At 68.4% G+C, this 15,778-nt stretch carries 11 protein-coding genes and 1 pseudogene; 6 read left to right on the top strand and 6 right to left on the bottom strand.

The annotated features are described in order from the left end of the window. Positions 1–44 precede the first annotated feature (44 nt). Positions 45–1,394, top strand: a complete 1,350-nt coding sequence (locus OG897_RS08970) for a hypothetical protein (RefSeq protein ID WP_266654561.1) — start codon at positions 45–47, stop codon at positions 1,392–1,394. An 81-nt stretch (positions 1,395–1,475) separates the two neighbouring features. Beyond that, a complete protein-coding gene (locus OG897_RS08965) occupies positions 1,476–1,859 on the top strand; it encodes a hypothetical protein (RefSeq protein WP_266654559.1) in 384 nt (127 codons plus the stop codon). Positions 1,860–1,952: 93 nt separating this feature from the next. Here the strand turns inward: OG897_RS08965 and OG897_RS08960 are convergent, their stop codons facing one another. Continuing rightward, entirely contained in the window at positions 1,953–3,365 is a 1,413-nt protein-coding gene (locus tag OG897_RS08960) for a Bcr/CflA family multidrug efflux MFS transporter (protein ID WP_266656686.1), read from the bottom strand. A 109-nt stretch (positions 3,366–3,474) separates the two neighbouring features. Between OG897_RS08960 and OG897_RS08955 the strand changes: the two genes are divergently transcribed. After that, the gene (locus OG897_RS08955) at positions 3,475–4,479 is read left to right on the top strand and encodes a Gfo/Idh/MocA family protein (protein ID WP_266654557.1); all 1,005 of its coding nucleotides are present in this window, start codon (positions 3,475–3,477) and stop codon (positions 4,477–4,479) included. 22 nt (positions 4,480–4,501) lie between these two features. Here OG897_RS08955 and OG897_RS08950 read toward each other — a convergent pair whose 3' ends face one another. Beyond that, the gene (locus OG897_RS08950; protein WP_266654555.1) at positions 4,502–6,193 is read right to left on the bottom strand and encodes an alkaline phosphatase; all 1,692 of its coding nucleotides are present in this window, start codon (positions 6,191–6,193) and stop codon (positions 4,502–4,504) included. Positions 6,194–6,300: 107 nt separating this feature from the next. Between OG897_RS08950 and OG897_RS08945 the strand changes: the two genes are divergently transcribed. Then, a complete protein-coding gene (locus tag OG897_RS08945; protein ID WP_266654553.1) occupies positions 6,301–7,059 on the top strand; it encodes an SDR family oxidoreductase in 759 nt (252 codons plus the stop codon). A gap of 97 nt (positions 7,060–7,156) precedes the next feature. Further along, a complete protein-coding gene (locus OG897_RS08940) occupies positions 7,157–7,480 on the top strand; it encodes a nuclear transport factor 2 family protein (RefSeq protein WP_266654551.1) in 324 nt (107 codons plus the stop codon). A gap of 79 nt (positions 7,481–7,559) precedes the next feature. Here OG897_RS08940 and OG897_RS08935 read toward each other — a convergent pair whose 3' ends face one another. Next, positions 7,560–7,718 carry a hypothetical protein gene (locus OG897_RS08935; RefSeq protein ID WP_266654549.1) on the bottom strand — a complete coding sequence of 53 codons (159 nt, stop codon included), beginning with the start codon at positions 7,716–7,718 and terminating at the stop codon, positions 7,560–7,562. Between the two features lie 193 nt (positions 7,719–7,911). Between OG897_RS08935 and OG897_RS40995 the strand changes: the two are divergent. Continuing rightward, positions 7,912–8,028 (top strand): annotated as a pseudogene (locus OG897_RS40995) (IS5/IS1182 family transposase); the annotation flags it as partial. A 33-nt stretch (positions 8,029–8,061) separates the two neighbouring features. On the opposite strand, the gene OG897_RS08930 reads toward OG897_RS40995, so the two are convergent. The 3 genes from OG897_RS08930 to OG897_RS08920 all read right to left on the bottom strand — a co-directional run bounded on the left by OG897_RS08930 (position 8,062) and on the right by OG897_RS08920 (position 15,348). Continuing rightward, positions 8,062–8,610, bottom strand: a complete 549-nt coding sequence (locus OG897_RS08930) for an Ig-like domain-containing protein (protein WP_266654546.1) — start codon at positions 8,608–8,610, stop codon at positions 8,062–8,064. 63 nt (positions 8,611–8,673) lie between these two features. Beyond that, the gene (locus OG897_RS08925; RefSeq protein ID WP_266654544.1) at positions 8,674–9,210 is read right to left on the bottom strand and encodes a hypothetical protein; all 537 of its coding nucleotides are present in this window, start codon (positions 9,208–9,210) and stop codon (positions 8,674–8,676) included. A 117-nt stretch (positions 9,211–9,327) separates the two neighbouring features. Then, entirely contained in the window at positions 9,328–15,348 is a 6,021-nt protein-coding gene (locus tag OG897_RS08920) for a DNRLRE domain-containing protein (protein WP_266654542.1), read from the bottom strand. Between the last annotated feature and the right edge of the window lie 430 nt (positions 15,349–15,778).

Here is a 15,778-nt window from a genome sequence, read left to right as displayed (position 1 = left end):
CTGACAACCGTTGACCGTTTCTGACGGGTGCCGGGGGGTACGGGATGGGGCAGCGAGTCATACGCACCGCACTGGTGGCCGGAGGGGCGGTGCTCGCCCTGCTCCTCGTCCTGGCCATGTGCGGCGGCGGCAAGAACGGCGAGAACGGCGAGAACAAGGACGGGGCGGGCAAGGGCGACGGCCCGGCCGGGGGCACGGCCTCCGCGTCCCCGGGTCCCGAGGCGACGCCGACGCTCCCCCGCCTCGCCACCCCCACCGCGTACGACGCGAAGCGGGGCTGGCGGATCACGGGCGGCTCCGCCGAGTACGCGGTCTCCCAGGAGCCCGCCCTGATCGCCCACGTGGAACGTTCCGGCACGGACCGCTTCGTCCTGCGCGCCCACGACGCCAGGACCGGGAAGAGGACCTGGTCGGGCAGGCCCTGGCGCCCCCTCTCCGACCCCGCCCACTTCCCCCGCCTCCTCGCCCTCCAGGACGGCGACCACCGCTTCTTCATCACGTGGTCGTACGGCAAGGTCAGCGGCCCCGACGCCCTCTCGACCGGCGACTCGGTCGTCTCCCTGGACATCTACGACGTGAAGGACGGCATGCAGCGCCACGTCGACCTCCCCTGGGCGGGCGTCCCCGTGGTCTCCGCCACCGGACCCGACATCCTCGTCACCGACGGCGCGGCCACCTCCGCCACCGTCGACCCGCTGACCGGCCGCGCCACGCCCGTCGCCCCGAAGGACCTCGGCTACCCCAAGGGCTGCGCGAACTGCCGCAGCAAGACGGAGGTCCGCGGCCTGACCCCGAAGGGCCTCCTGGTCAGCGGCCGTACGGAGTTCTGGGTGCGCGGCGCCTGGCACAGCGCGGCGTTCGCCCCGCGCGGCACGGCCCCCGCCTCGGGCGTCCCCACCTCCCTCACCCCCTCCGGCCACGTCCTCGCGAAGTGGCAGCCGAAGAAGCCGGACGGCTCGGACCTCTGGGCGGTCCACGACGCGGCGACGGGCAAGGTCCTCGCGACGGCCGCCTGCCGCAAACCGGCCATAGAACCCGGTGCGTACCCCCGGGCCGTCACCTCCCCCTCCGGGGACTACCTCGTCGCGGGCAACCTCGCCTTCGACCTGCGCACCCCCGTCCCCCAGGGCGCCACGACGGGCCACTGCTTCGAGGAACGCGAGGGCGTCAAACCCGTCACCCTCACCTCGGTGACGAACGAGGGCATCGCCTACGGCACGACCTCCACCACCTCCGCCTCCGGCACCCCCGTCGAGGTCCCCCTCGCCACGGCGGCCCCCGCCGCCCTCCCGGACACCGCGGTCCTCCCGGAGGCGGAGGTGGCCAACATCGGCCTGTTCCGCACCACGGACCGCCAGGACCGCCCCCAGTTGATCGGCTACCTCCACCGCTGAACCCGTACTGGTTGAACCCGTACGAGCGGCCTCCCCGCCCAAACCCTGGCGCTCAGCCCTCAACTCCTCCACTCTGAGCGGATGTTGCTGCCGAGCGCACACGAGCAGACCGAGCTGGTCGAGATCGTCCGGATCACCCCGGACGCGAACGATCCGCTGCCGAAGACGATGGCGGGCGAGGAGACGGCCCTCTGGGAGGCCGCCGAGGCCCAGGAAGCCTTCGCCCTGATCAAGGCCCTGCCGGGCAGCCAGCCGGGCCAGACGTTCCTCCCCGGGTGGGGGTTGCGCGCCCACGGCCCCAAGGGGCTGCTCTTCGAGATCGCGTTCTCGTACGACTGCCATGCGGCGAGGGTGTGGGGGCCGTCGGTCCCGCACAAACAGGAGGGGATCTACCCCTTCGACCCGTCGAGCGCCGAGGCCGTCGAACTCCTCCGGAGGCTGCGCTCGGACCCTTCCGGGGGGTGAGGCGCTTCAGCCTCGTCGGCATGTGAGGCACGGGGTCCGGGGGCGGGGCGGCACCCCGGGGTGCCGCCCCACCCCACCCCGTACCAAACGGGGTTACACCTCCGAGCCCCGCCGCCACGGCCTGCACAGGCCGAGGAAGAGCCCCACCGCCAACAGCGAGCACGCCAGCTGCACGACCGCCATCGGCACCGCCGTGGCCTCCCCCGCGATCCCCACCAGCGGCGAAGCCACCGCCCCGATCAGGAACGACGACGTACCGAGCAGCGCCGAGGCCGACCCCGCCGCGTGCGGCGTCCGCATCAGCGCCTGCGTGTTCGTACTCGGCATGATGAGCCCCATCGCCGACATCAGTACGAAGAGCCCGGCCGCGACCGGCCACAGCCCGACCTTCCCGAACACGCCCGACGTCATCAGCAGCAGCGCCACGGACGCGAGCGTCATGACCGCCAGCCCGATCCCGAGCACCTTGTCGAGCCGGACCCGCCCCACCAGGAGCTTCCCGTTGATCTGCCCCACGATGGTCAGCCCCACCGAGTTGACGCCGAACAGCAGGCTGAACGTCTGCGGCGAAGCCCCGTAGATCTCCTGCACCACAAAGGGAGAAGCGGAGATGTAGGCGAACAGCACCGCGAAAGCGAGCCCGCCCGTCAGCATGTACCCGGTGAAGACCCGGTCCGCCAGCAGCCCCTTCATGGTCCGCAGCGCCGCACCCACCCCACCGGTCTGCCTGCGCTCCTGCGGCAGCGTCTCGTGCAGCCACTTCCACACGACGAGCGTCAGCAGCACGCCGACCACGGTCAGCACGTAGAAGACGCCCCGCCAGTCAGTGATCCGCAGCACCTGCCCGCCGATCACGGGCGCGATCACCGGAGCGACTCCGGAGATCAGCATCAGCGTCGCGAAGAACTTCGCCATCTCGACGCCGTCGTACAGGTCCCGCACCACCGCCCGCGCGATGACGATGCCCGCCGCGCCGGCGAGCCCCTGGAGCAGCCGGAAGGCGATGAGCAGTTCCACGTTCGGCGCGATCGCGCACATGGCGGTGGCGAGGATGTAGATGATCATGCCGACGAGCAGCGGACGCCGCCGCCCCAGCTTGTCGCTGAGCGGTCCGACGACGAGCTGCCCGAGCGCCATGCCCGCGAGGCACGCGGTGAGGGTGAGTTGCACGGTCGCGGCGGGCGACTTCAGTGCGTCGGTGACCTCCGGCAGGGCCGGGAGGTACATGTCCATGGACAGCGGCGGCAGCGCGGTGAGCCCGCCGAGGACGAGGGTGACCAGCAGACTCGTCCGCCGCACACCGGCGGAAGCAGCCTCAGCGACGGGAGCGGCGGACGCGGAAACGGCGGGCACGGAAACACCGGCAGGCGCGGAAACACCGGCAGGACCAACAGCCCCCGCCGTCGCGGCAGTGGCCGACTCGACCGCCGCCGTGACCTCAGCGCCCGCCGAGGGTATGTGTTCCTGTCCCGTTGCTTCCGCCGCCTTGGAGCCGCTGTCCGGCATCGTCTCTCCCATTTCGTTGAATACCGACCTATGCTCTCAGCTCGTCCGGAGTGCTCGGAACAAGCTCTCGTCGCAGGTGGGAAGCCGCGACGAAAGAGGGGCGGAACGCATGGCCACGACGGACGCACCCCTACGCTGGGGAATCCTCGCCACCGGCGGCATCGCTTCGGCGTTCACCGCCGAACTGAAGAAGATGCCGGACGCGGAGGTGGCCGCGGTCGCCTCCCGCAGCACCGACCGCGCGAAACTCTTCGCCGACCGCTTCGACATCCCGCAGGCGTACGGCAGTTGGGCGGACATGGCCGCCGACGACTCCCTCGACGTCGTCTACGTGGCCGCTCCCCACTCCGCCCACCGCGCCGCGGCCGGACTGTGTCTCCAGGCGGGCCGGGCGGTCCTCTGCGAGAAGTCCTTCACTCTCAACGCCGCCGAAGCGGCCGAGCTGATCGCCCTCGCCCGCACCCACGACAGCTTCCTCATGGAAGCGATGTGGATGTACTGCAACCCGCTGATCCGGCGGCTGGCCGCCCTCGTCCACGACGGCGCGATCGGCGAGGTCCGCACGATCCACGCGGACTTCGGCCTCCAGGGCCCCTTCGCCGCCGCCCACCGTCTGCGCGACCCGGCCCAGGGCGGCGGCGCGCTCCTCGACCTGGGCGTCTACCCGGTGTCCTTCGCCCATCTCCTGCTGGGCGAGCCCGGCATCGTACAGGCCACCGCCCTGCTCTCCCAGGAGGGCGTCGACCTGAACACCGGCATGCTCCTGGGCTGGCCCGACCGGGGCGCGCTCGCCACCCTGACCTGCTCGGTGACGGCCGGAACCCCGGTCACCGCGTCCGTCACCGGCACGAAGGGCCGCATCGACGTCCCGTACGGCTTCTTCTATCCGGAGCGCTTCACCCTCCACCGCAACGGCCACGCCCCCCAAGAGGTCGTCGCCGCCCCGGACGCCCCGCACGACAGCCTGCGCCACGAGGCGGCGGAGGTGATGCGCTGCCTGCGCGCGGGCGAGAAGGAGTCACCGCTCGTCCCGCTCGACGGCAGTCTGGCGGTGATGCGGACGCTCGACGCCGTACGCGACCGGATCGGCGTCCGCTACCCGGACGAGCCCTGAGCGGGCCCTCCCCGAGCGAGCCCTATACGGGCTTGAGCCCCGGGTTCCCCGCCTCCGTCACCAGCGACGCCACCGTCGTCACCGGCGCCCCGGGCGTCGTCACCGCCGCCACCGTCCGGAAGTCGGCCCGCGCCTCCTGCTCCGTCAGGCTGACGAGGGCGTACCCGCGCCGCCCGTTGTAGTGCTTCATGTGCGGGTTCGCGCCGGTCATGCGCTCCCAGTCGGCGGGCCTGTCGGTGCCGTCCTTGCCGCTCGCTATGGACGTGGTGACGATCTCGGTGCCGAGGGTCCTCGACGCCGGGTCGCGGAAGTCCTTCTTGATGTCGAGCCCGTACGACACGTGCACGTCCCCGGTCAGGACCAGCAGATTCCGCACCCCCGCCGACTCCGCCCCGGCGAGCACCCGCTCCCGGGACGCCGGATACCCGTCCCACGAGTCCATGCTCAGCTTGAAATCTGGTGTGGCCCGGTTCCTCCTCTCGGCGAAGGTGACCTGCTGCGGAACCACGTTCCACACCGGCTTCGGCCCGCCCGGGTTCCGCCACCCGTCGATCAGCCACCGCTCCTGCGCGGCCCCGGTCATGGTCCGCTTCGGGTCCTCGGACTCCGGCCCGGGGCTCTGCCACCCGTCGCCGTACGCCTGGTCGGACCGGTACTGACGCGTGTCGAGGATGTCGAACTGCGCGAGCCGCCCGAACCGCAGCCGCCGGTAGAGCCGCATGTCGGGTCCGGTGGGCCGCTGCGGGGCGCGCAGCGGCTGGTTCTCCCAGTACGCGCGGTACGCGGCCGCCCGCCGCAGCAGGAACTCCTCCGGCGGAACGTCGTTCTCCGGCGTCCCGCCCGCGTAGTTGTTCTCCGTCTCGTGGTCGTCCCACGTCACCACGAACGGGTGCGCCGCGTGCGCGGCCCGCAGGTCCGCGTCGCTCTTGTAGAGGGCGTACCGCAGCCGGTAGTCCTCCAGCGTGACCGTCTCCCGGTTGAAGTGCGCGGGCAGCCGCCGGTCGGTGTACTTCCGCTCGCCGCCGACCGCGTTCACCGCGTACTCGTACAGGTAGTCCCCGAGGTGGAGGACGACGTCGACGTCCTCCCCCGCCAGATGCCGGTACGCCGTGAAGTACCCGTCGTGGTACGCCTGGCAGGACACGACCCCCATCCGCAGTGCCGCCACCCGCGCCCCACGGCCGGGCGCGGTCCTGGTGCGCCCCACCGGGCTGATCCACTTCCCCGCCCGGAACCGGTAGTAGAAGACCCGCCCCTCCCCCAGCCCGTCCACCTCGACGTGCACGCTGTGGTGGAACTCCGGGTGGGCGACGACGCTCCCCCGCCGCACCACCCTCCGGAACCGCTCGTCGCCCGCGACCTCCCACTCCACCCGCACCCGCTGCTTCGGCAGACCGCTGTCGCTCTCGTACGGTCTGGGAGCCAGCCGCGTCCACAACAGCACGGACCCGGCAGTGGGGTCTGCCCTGCTCGAACGGAGTTGAGAGCTTGGGGAAGGGTCGCCGGAGGCCACGCCCAGCGTGAAGGGGTCCTCGCCGATCCTGCGGGCGTCGAAGTCCCCGGCGGGGGCGGCCTGCGCCTGTCCCGGCAGGTTGGTGGCGAAGGCCAGGGTCGCGGCGGCACCGGCGACGGTCAGGAAGCGCCGCCGCCCGCTCATCAACTGACGGGCGGCGGAACGGAGTTCAGGCGCATGCGCACTCTCACGAATCGTCATGAGAGTCACTTCAACGCCCCAGCGCAGCCCCCTCTTGTCGCGTACACGTCCACCACATGACGGACAGATGAGTTCCTGTGGGGCGCGGGTGACTACCCTCCCTGCCCATGAGCACTCAGAAGATCGCGCTGGTGACAGGAGCAGGTTCGGGCATCGGCCGGGCGGTGGCGCGGGAACTGGCCGCTTCCGGCTGGGCGGTCGCCCTCGCGGGCCGCCGCGCGGACCCCCTCGCGGAAACGGCGGAACTGGCGCAGGCGGCGGGCGGCGACGCCCTCCCCGTCCCCACGGACGTCTCGGACCCCACCTCCGTCACGGCCCTCTTCGCCACGGTCCAGGACCACTACGGCCGCCTGGACCTGCTCTTCAACAACGCGGGAACCTTCGGCCCCGGCAACACCCCCACCGAGGAACTCTCCCTCTCCGACTGGCAGTCGGTCCTCAACGTGAACGTCACGGGCGCCTTCCTCTGCGCCCAGGCCGCCTACCGCCGGATGAAGTCCCAGTCCCCGCAGGGCGGCCGCATCATCAACAACGGCTCGATCTCCGCCCACGCCCCTCGCCCGCACTCGGTCGCGTACACGACCACCAAGCACGCGATGACGGGCCTGACCAAGTCCCTCGCCCTGGACGGCCGTCCGTACGGCATCGCGGTGAGCCAGATCGACATCGGCAACGCGGCCACCGACATGACCGCCCGCATGCAGACGGGCATCCTCCAGGCCAACGGCGAACTGGCCGTGGAACCGGTCATGGACGTCGCCGACGTGGCCCGCACGGTCCGCCACATGGCCGACCTCCCCCTCGCCGCAAACGTCCAGTTCGCGACGGTCATGGCCACGAACATGCCGTACGTGGGCCGGGGCTAGCCCCCCCCTCCCTCCCGCTCCACATGCGGGCGGGGCACGGCCGGTGCAGGGTGGAAGACCCGGGATTCCGCCCGGACCGCAGCGAGGAGACCGTGCCATGCCCGTACCCGTCGACCAGCTCAGCGACCCCACCGTGCGGGCGTTCGTCACCGCCGTGAACGCGGGCGACCGGGCCGCCTTCGACGCGCTGCTCGCCCCCGGCGCGACGATGTCCGACGACGGAACCAGCCGCGACGTCCGGGACTGGACCGAGCGGGAGATCTTCTCCTCGGGCGGGCACATGGACGTCACGTCGGAGTCGGACGACGGCCTCGCCCTCGTCGTCGACTACCGGAACGACACCTGGGGAACCATGCGGACGGCGTGGCGCTTCGCCACGGACACCGCAAAGATCACCCACTTCGAGACCGGCCAGGCGTAGAACCCCCGTTCCCGTGCGGAACGAGGAAGGGCCCGAGGCATCCGCCTCCTGCAACCGGCCTCTACTGAACGCCAGGACCTCAAGCCGTCAAGTGGGCGGCCCAAAGGGCTGAGTGCTGAGTGCCGAAGGCGTGGACCGCCGCTTCGGCGCGGATCGTCGGCACGTGGCGCAGGTGCCGTGTGGGGGGCGTGGTGCGGAGCGGTGCGTTGGTGCCGTAAGCGGCATCGGTGACGACCACTGGCGGGGGCGGGCCCCAGTCGGCGAGTTCGTACTGGCCGCCACCTGGCAGTTGGCCCGCCGACCCAGCGCGCCCCAGTACCGCGGCGCCACTGCGACCGGCATCCGGCCGACCTCAGGGATTGACAGGTCATCAATCGCCCGGAGCGGATCCGACGGCGCCTGCTTCAGGAACTGCTGCGGGTACTCGCTGCACTCTGGTCCCGGACCACGACCGCCATGGGGGCGCATCCAGCCGCGACCACGACTTCTCGGCAAAGGTGCAGGTCGTCATCGACGCGGACGCCCGGCCCGTGATCACAGCCGCCCGGTCGGCGCCTCGACCACCGAGAGCACATGACGGACTACGGCTGCTCTGGCTTGTCGTCGACTGCAGGAGTGTTCATAGTGATGCGTACTACGGCAGTGCTCTCCAGATGAGGATTCCCAACAGGCTCTCCCTGCATCTGCTCGATCGCCACCTTGTAGGTGAATTCGTCCTCACCTACATAGGCAGGAGACGGTGTATAGGTTATGTAATTTCCATTGATCACTACAGATCCATGACGCGGCTCGCTGTTAAGCGTCAGAACGTAGTCGCTTTTGCCCAGAGTGCCGAGGACGGGCTTGCTGGCGGAACCGCGGAGAGTGAAGGTGTCGTTGGCCAACACACTGACCCTCACTGGCCGCCCCCCGTCCACATTCCTCGCGTCGTCCACGAGTTGTATTCCTGGGGTGCCGTCCCCGGAATGCGACTGCGGAACTCCCCTCTCAGCGTGAGATACAGAATCGGCCGACTGGGAACTCAGGTTGAATTTTCCATCCTTGCATCCGGCCAACACAACGGACGCCAGAACGGCTGCACCACCGATGGCCACCACTCTCCAGGCGGATTTTTCTCTCTTCCAAAACATGGGCCGTCCTTCAGGATCCAATATTACCGATTTGAAGCCACTGGCTCGTGGAACTATCGATGATCACAGCGATCTCATCACAGGGGTGCCCAGAAAGAAGTCCAACATGGCCCACTCGAAAAGGCAGATGATGAGAATAGCCTCAGCAGGGATGGGCCCAGATTCCCACTCCCCCCCAGCATCACGAATGAACTCAACCGGCGTTCCGTGAACCGAGAGCTTAACTCCCATTCGATACGGCGAAAACACGAATACACTTTCTGCGGACTTGACGCAAACACATCTCTTCGACCGGAAGACCGAGGACCTCACCTCAACAGAGACAGGCTTCCCGTCCAGTTCTCCCGAAAGTCCATTCTTTGCGAAATTGCGTGACGCGAAACCAGGAACGCCTAGATCATGAATGGTCAAACGAGCAGATTCCGCAATGCTGATCCTCCACTCTTCCATGCCAGCTTGTAGATAGCCACGACCGGCGACCGTGGCACGTTTCCTTTCGAGCCGTGCTACACCGTGCGGGGTCTCCGCCGTTGCGTACTCTTTGAGCTCACCTGCCGGAGACGACCATTCTTGGCGCGAAACCGTGATTTTGAAACGCACGAGTGTTCCTTCCATGGACATAATGACCGACCGCAGGGTGCCCGGTATGAATGCCGGGCACCCTACAGCTTCACGAGTTGACCGGTAGTTGTGAACTACTGGTCAGATGGGTGGCAGTCAGCGACGTCGCGACCGGTACTTTGTCCACCTACTCTTCACGGAGCGGCCAAATCTTTTGAATCCGCCGCCGAAACGCTTAGCACCTCTCCCGACGTACTTGGCACCCTTCCATGCCTTTTTTGTGCCATGCACAGCCGGTCCGGCCCCATAGCGCAGGCGGAAAGCTCCCTGAAATGCCCCTCCTGCCACCGACGTACCGGCGTAGCGAAGGGCTTCTCGACGAGTGGTTCGGTGGCCGAAGGCCCGGTCAGCCGCAAGGTGCGAGGTGGTGCCGACCATGCCGCCGATAATGGCACCAGCAATCACGACGCACCCGATACCGGCTGTTGCGCCGCATACAGCCACAGCCGCTGCACCCGCAACGAATCCCGAGCCGATATTTATCGCCCGGTGAGTCCACTTCCGCCAGTTTATTTTCCACTGGCCATTCAGATCGTACTCATTTATGGGGTCGGCGGGGTAGCCGTAGGCGGAAGTGTTGCCACCATAAACCGGGTCCACGGAAAGGAATCTGCCCGTCGCGGGGTTGTATACACGAGCCCCCATGAGTGTGAGCCCGGTAAGGGTCTCGGTGGAACGCTGCTTGGCACCCAGCCAGTTGTATCGCGTGGCTGCTTGTCCTGGGCGAGGATTTCCGTACTCGTCGGCTGCCAGCGCAGTAGGCGGCTTGGCAGCATCGAGCGGTAGCTGGAGGGCGATGTCTCCATGGACGGTTGTCAGCTGAAGAACGACATCGCCCGTCCTGCTGGTGGTGGCAGCAAGATCCCCAGAAACGGAATCGACGTTCCGAGTCAACGCTCCGCTGGTGGTGTCCTCCGTGATCCAGCGGGGGTTGTCGCTGTCACTGTCGTAGTGGTTGACCTTGGAAGCTGTGTTGTTCCAGGTGCCGGCGGTGTTGGTGTCGACGGTCCAGGAGCGGAAGCGCAGGGCGGGGTCGAGTTCCCAGGTCTGGCGCTTGTCGCCGGTGGTCTGCTGGCGGACGAGGTCGTTGGTGTAGTAGCTGAGGGTACTGCCCGGGAGGGTGGTGGTGCGGCCGAAGTCGTCGTAGGTGTAGCCGTCTGCGATGAGGCGGTCGGCGCTGTCGTAGGTGTGGCTGACGGTGTTGGTGCCGCCGGCCGTGGGGCAGTCGGCGCCGGGGGCACCGGGGGTGGTGGTGAGGGCCTTGCGGTTGGCGCGCTTGTCCAGGTCGTAGTCGCGCCGGATGCAGCCTTGCTCCGTCAAGTCGCGGACGCCGGTGAGGCGGCCGGTCTTGTCGTAGTCGTACTGCTGGCGGCCCCAGCCCTGGTGGGTGGTGACCTGGCCGTGGACGGACTCGCTGACGGTGTCGCTGAAGAGGGCGGTGTTGTCGCTGTCGCGGGTGTAGCTGCGTGACAGGGGCGCGCCGGTGGTGTCTTCGGTGACGTTCAGGGTGTAGCCGCCGGGGAGTTTCTCGGTGGCGATCGAGCCGTCCTGGTCGTAGGTGGCGGAGAAGTCGCCGGCGACGGAGTCGCTGGTGCGGGTCACCAGACCGCGCGGTTCGGCGTTGTGGTCGTAGGTGTAGGTCACGGTGGACGGCGAACTGTCGGTGACCTTGACGGGTCGGTCGAGCAGATCGTACTCGGTGGTCGTCCTGCCGCCGTCAGCGTCGGTATAGGCAGTCTGCCGACCGAGCTTGTCGTACGTCTTGGTAACGGTGCCCGCAGTCGGGGACGTCACCTTGGTTGCCCTGCCAGTGACCTTGTCGTATTCGACAGCCGTTTCGGGGAGGGGCTGGCCGATGCCGTTGTAGCTGGCGGTCTTCTCCGGGCGGCCGGCAGCGTCGAACCAGGTGACGCTGGTGAGGTTCTTGCCTCCGGCTTCCTTGACGGTCTTGGCGACCTGGCCGAAGTAGCCGTACTCGCTGGTAGTGGCAGGAAGCTGCGAAGGCTGGCCGCTCGCTCCGGTGATGTTGCCGGCCGGTCCGGTCCAGCACACGCTGTCGGCCCACTCGGGGCGGCCTTTGCACCAGCCAGTGCCGCCGGCTTCCCAATATGCAGTAACCAGATTGACAGCCTGGTCGCCACTGGTCCCGGGGAGTACCTGCTTGGTGGTGCGGCCCTGGGCGTCGTACTGGGTCTCGGTGTCGAGATCGAGACCGCCTGCGTCCTGGACGGTGTGAGTCGCCAGGCCCTTTGCCCAGTCGTAGCGAGTCTTGGTGACGCGCAGTTCACCCATGACAGAGTCGAAGTCACGGACCCGAGCACCGGTGATCACCGAGGTGACCTTGTCCTTGACCTTGGCGGATCCGTCGGTGGGACGATCCTCGTCGTACTTGTTGACCTTCCACGACCGGGCGGGCACGGAGGAACCCTTGCCGACCAGCGTGGTAGTGCCGTCCTTGACGTCCTCGGTCAGGTCGATCCGCCGGAGCGGTCCGAACTCCTCGATCTCCCGGGAGCCGCCCTCGTCGTAGACCGAGGTGGTCGAGAGCAGGGCGGCGCGTTCGTGCCAGGGACGCTCGATGATGCCCAGGTCGGTGAGCTGCTGCTTCTCCTTGTCGGTCGTGCCCAGGGCGAGTTCGCGGTTGGCGGCGCTCAACTCCCGTACGGTGTTGCCGAACCGGTCGTACTCGGTGACCGAGAGGTTGTTGCCGGGGGTGAGGGTGTTGACCTCGCGGCCGGAGGCGTTGAGGTAGTGAACGGTGGCCCGCCGGTAGTCGCCCTTGCCGAGGTCGCCGCCCGCGTGGGACGTGGGCGCCTGGTCGGCGGGGAAGACGGCAGTTGCGTCACTGGGGCGGTCGAGCTGGCCCCAGTGCCCTGCGTCCTTGGTCTCGAACGGTGCCTTCGCGCCGGTCAGCGGGACGCCGTAGACCACGGTGTCCACCGCGGCCGGGCCGGTCTCGTCGGCAGTGCCCTGCTTGAGGGTGGGGCGGGAGACCTTGACCAGCATGCCCGCGCCGGGTGCTGCGCCGGAGCCGATGGTGTCGTAGCTGAAGGTGTACGGAAGCTCCCCAGCAGGGGCCATCCACACCACGCGGTCCTCGAAGTAGGCGTAACTCGTGGCCGTCTCCTGGCCCAGGCGCGGGTCCCAGGTCTGGCGCAGGTTGCCCAACTTGTCGTAACGGTAGGTCTGCACCGCAGTGGCGGTGGCGTTGCCCGCACCGGGCTGAGTGGCCCAGAGCTTGATCTGCTTGACCTGACCGGAGAAGTCACCGAACTCGGCCGCGGCCTTGTCACCAGTGGCGGTGGTGGCGCTCGCGTAGTCGAACTCCAGAATGCGGCAGCCCTTCAGCGCCGGATTCAGGTCGCACGCCGCCGCAGTGGCAGCCGACGTCGGGGCAATGATCTTCTTGGGGCGGGCCAGCTTCTTCCCGCCGACCGTGACCGTCTCGGAGATCACCTTCGTCGCGGAGTTCTCCGTCGCCTCCACCTCCGAGGTGGACACCTGCCAGGTAGTGGCACCGGCGTCGGGCTTGGCAAAGGTGGTGGTGCTTCCCTCGGTGTCGGAGAGCGTGAACGTGCCGGTGACACTGCCCTTGAGGGTGAGGGACTCCGAGCCGGTTTCCGGAATCCATCCGGTCTTGGCCGCGTTCGCGGTGAAGTGGATGGCGTCGCCCTCGTCAGTCACCACGTCGACCGCGGTGTCGGAGACCCGGCGAATGTGGCTGTAATCCGATTCGGACAGTTCGGCGAGCGTGCCGGACACCCACTGCTTGCCGAAGATCGAAGCCTGCCCCTCCTGGTACAGCCCCTTGGTGGGAGACCGGGAGGAGAAGGTACGGGTGGCGGTGAGGCCGAAGAACGAGGCGTCGGTGGCGCTCAGGGTGTAGTCGCCGGTGAGCAGGTTCAGCGAACCCGGGCCCACCTCGGTGGAGGCGGCCCCGTCGCCGTCCTTGTCGACGATCACGCTCAACGGCGCGGTGGTGCCAGTGGCGCCGCCAGGGCCGGTGAAGTCGGCCTTGATCTGGACGCTGCCGTTGACGGGGACCGTTGCGGTGGCGTTCCACACCAGCGGTGCGGTCTTGCCCGCGGTGACGTCCACCGGCCACGCGGCCAACGCGGTGCCGTTCGCGGTGACACTGCCCGCGGGTATCTGGGCCCAGTTGTCGGCGGCCGAGCGGCGCCAGGAGAAGGTTGCCTTGTTGAACTTGCCGGTCTCGGTCTCCACCGCCAGCGGCAGCTTGCCCGCGGTGCGCTCGCCCTCGCCGGGCTGCGCGAAGCCGCTGGACCCGGCGTGGAAGACGTACTCCTTGGCCTCGGACTTGTTGTCCGCCCGGTCCACGCTGCGGACCTGGAGGGTGTGGGTGCCGTTGCGTGGCGGGGTGACCTTGAAGGTGCGGTCGGCAGGAGTGCCGCCGGTCTCGACCTTGGTCCAGTTCACCCCGTCCAACGACCACTCGATCCACTGGTGGTCGGCGGCCGGGGGCTTGACCGTGAAATCACCGGCCTGGCCCTCGCCCTTGACCCACGCGTTGGCCGGGTAGTCGGTCGAAGTGACCGAGACGGGTGCGGACGGGTTGCTGGTGTCGACGGCGAAGCGCCGCCACTCCGACCAGTTGCTGTAGGACGTCCCGTCGTAGGTCTGGGTCTGGAACTTGTACTCCTTGCCGTTGGCCAGCAGACCGGCCGGAACAGTGACCGAGGCCGCCTGCCCAGAGGGCACGAACGCGGAGTCGATCAGGTTCCCGATCCGGGTTCCGCTGTCGGCCTCCTCGATCTTGAAGGCGGCGCGGACCTTGTCGCCGTCCTTGTCCGAGAGGACGTCACGGAGCACCGGGGTGAGGGTGTTGACCGCGTAGGTGCCGTTGGCGGAGAAGAACGGCGGACCCGCTCCCCGCTTGGAGCCCACGTTCGGTGCCGACGCGTACGTCACCACCAGCTTCGGGGTGTTCTCCGCCGCGGCAGCGGAGTTGACCTCCTGCCAGCCGCCGGGAGTCTTCTCGTCGGACGCCTTCAGCGCGAGGGTGCCTGCCGGTGCCTTGGTCTTCGCCCAGTCCTGCACCAGGGGGGTGAGATCGGCACTGGCCCACCCGCCCGCCGCCGGACGGGACGCGGCCTGCTTCTTCGTCAGCTCCGGGCGCTTGTCCCAGCCCGACACGTCGGCAGCACTGCCGCTGGTGGACCACACCTCCCAGCCCGCAGCCTTGGCCTTGGCGTCCTCGCCCGAGCCGAACATCTGCAGCTGGGCAGCGGAGACCTTCATGCCCGCAAGCGCGGAGGTGTCCACGGTGAGGAAGGACTGGGCTGTCTGTACCGCTCCGTCCGCACCGACCGTCCCCGGGTTGCCCAACCCCAGCTCAGAGCCGGCCGCCCGGTTGCCTTTCACGCCGCGCTGCGCAACGGCCTGTGCGGGCTTGGTCTGCGTGGAGAGCGCGGTCCCGATCGTGACGGGGAACTGGGTCCTGGGGTCCGCGAGGAACTTCACGTCCGGGCTGAACACCAGCGCCGTCGCGTTCCCCTTGCCCGTGACCTTCACCGACACCGGAACACGGCGTCCCGGCTCACCCGACGAGGAATCGCGGGACGCATCCCACATCTGCGGCGCGGACATGACAGCCCACTGCTTGCGCCTCTTGTCCAGCAGCACCAGGCTGCCGTCCGCCTGCTGCTGAACCGTCACACCGTCCAGCCCCAGCGGCAGCGTGTAGGAGAACCCGGAAGCAGCCGGGCGCTTCTTCAGCACCACCGACTGCTCGAACCCCGTACGCGTCGCCTCCACCGCAACATCTGCCCCCAGCAGAGCCTCGGCGTACACCGCACGCGCACCCGAAAGCTTCGGCGCGGGCAGTGCCCCCTGCCACTGCAGAGCGAGCTTCTGCTCACCGGACCCCAGCGACACCAGCGGCGAAACCGCCTTGGCCGACTTCCCGCCCACCGTCAGTCCCCGCGGATGCGCGGCTGATTCCGCGCCAGTCGCGGTACTGCGCAACGCCACGTCGATGTCGGTCCAGTTGCCGCTCCGCCGAAAGCGGACCGGGGCGGCCGACAGTTCGGTGGTCAGCGTGCCGTCCTTGTTCACCCACGTCGTCGACGTCTCCGTCAGCTCCGACAGGGCCTGCACACGATGACCGGCCAGCCGGGCTGCTACGCGAGCGGACGGGATGTCAGCCGCGGACGTCGCAGATTTCGCGAGACCCTTCTTCTGTACCGCTGGAGGTTGCACCCTCGCAGGGTTGGCGAAAGCCTGCCCCGTTTCCGCTGCCACAAGGGCGGTCTCGGCGGCAAGCACCGCCGCCACGGCCAGTGCGACGTGCGGGAGGGAACGATGGGGGCGGACCCGTCTCCCCCTCCAAAGTCCGAGAGGCACTTCTCTGTCAAGCGTCACTTCGACGATCCATCCGGTCGGTATACATTCCTCCCTGGATCGGATCATGTGAAGCTCTCACGAAAATAGTGAGGTTTTCACGAGTGTTGTTGATGAGACATGGTGCTCCCGTGAAGAGCGCAGTGGTATGTCGCACCCCCGGAGGAGTCCCGTGTTCAGCCTTCCT

The sequence above is a fragment of the Streptomyces sp. NBC_00237 genome, assembly GCF_026342435.1.
Lineage (GTDB): Bacteria > Actinomycetota > Actinomycetes > Streptomycetales > Streptomycetaceae > Streptomyces.
This window is presented reverse-complemented; position numbering and strand designations above follow the sequence as displayed.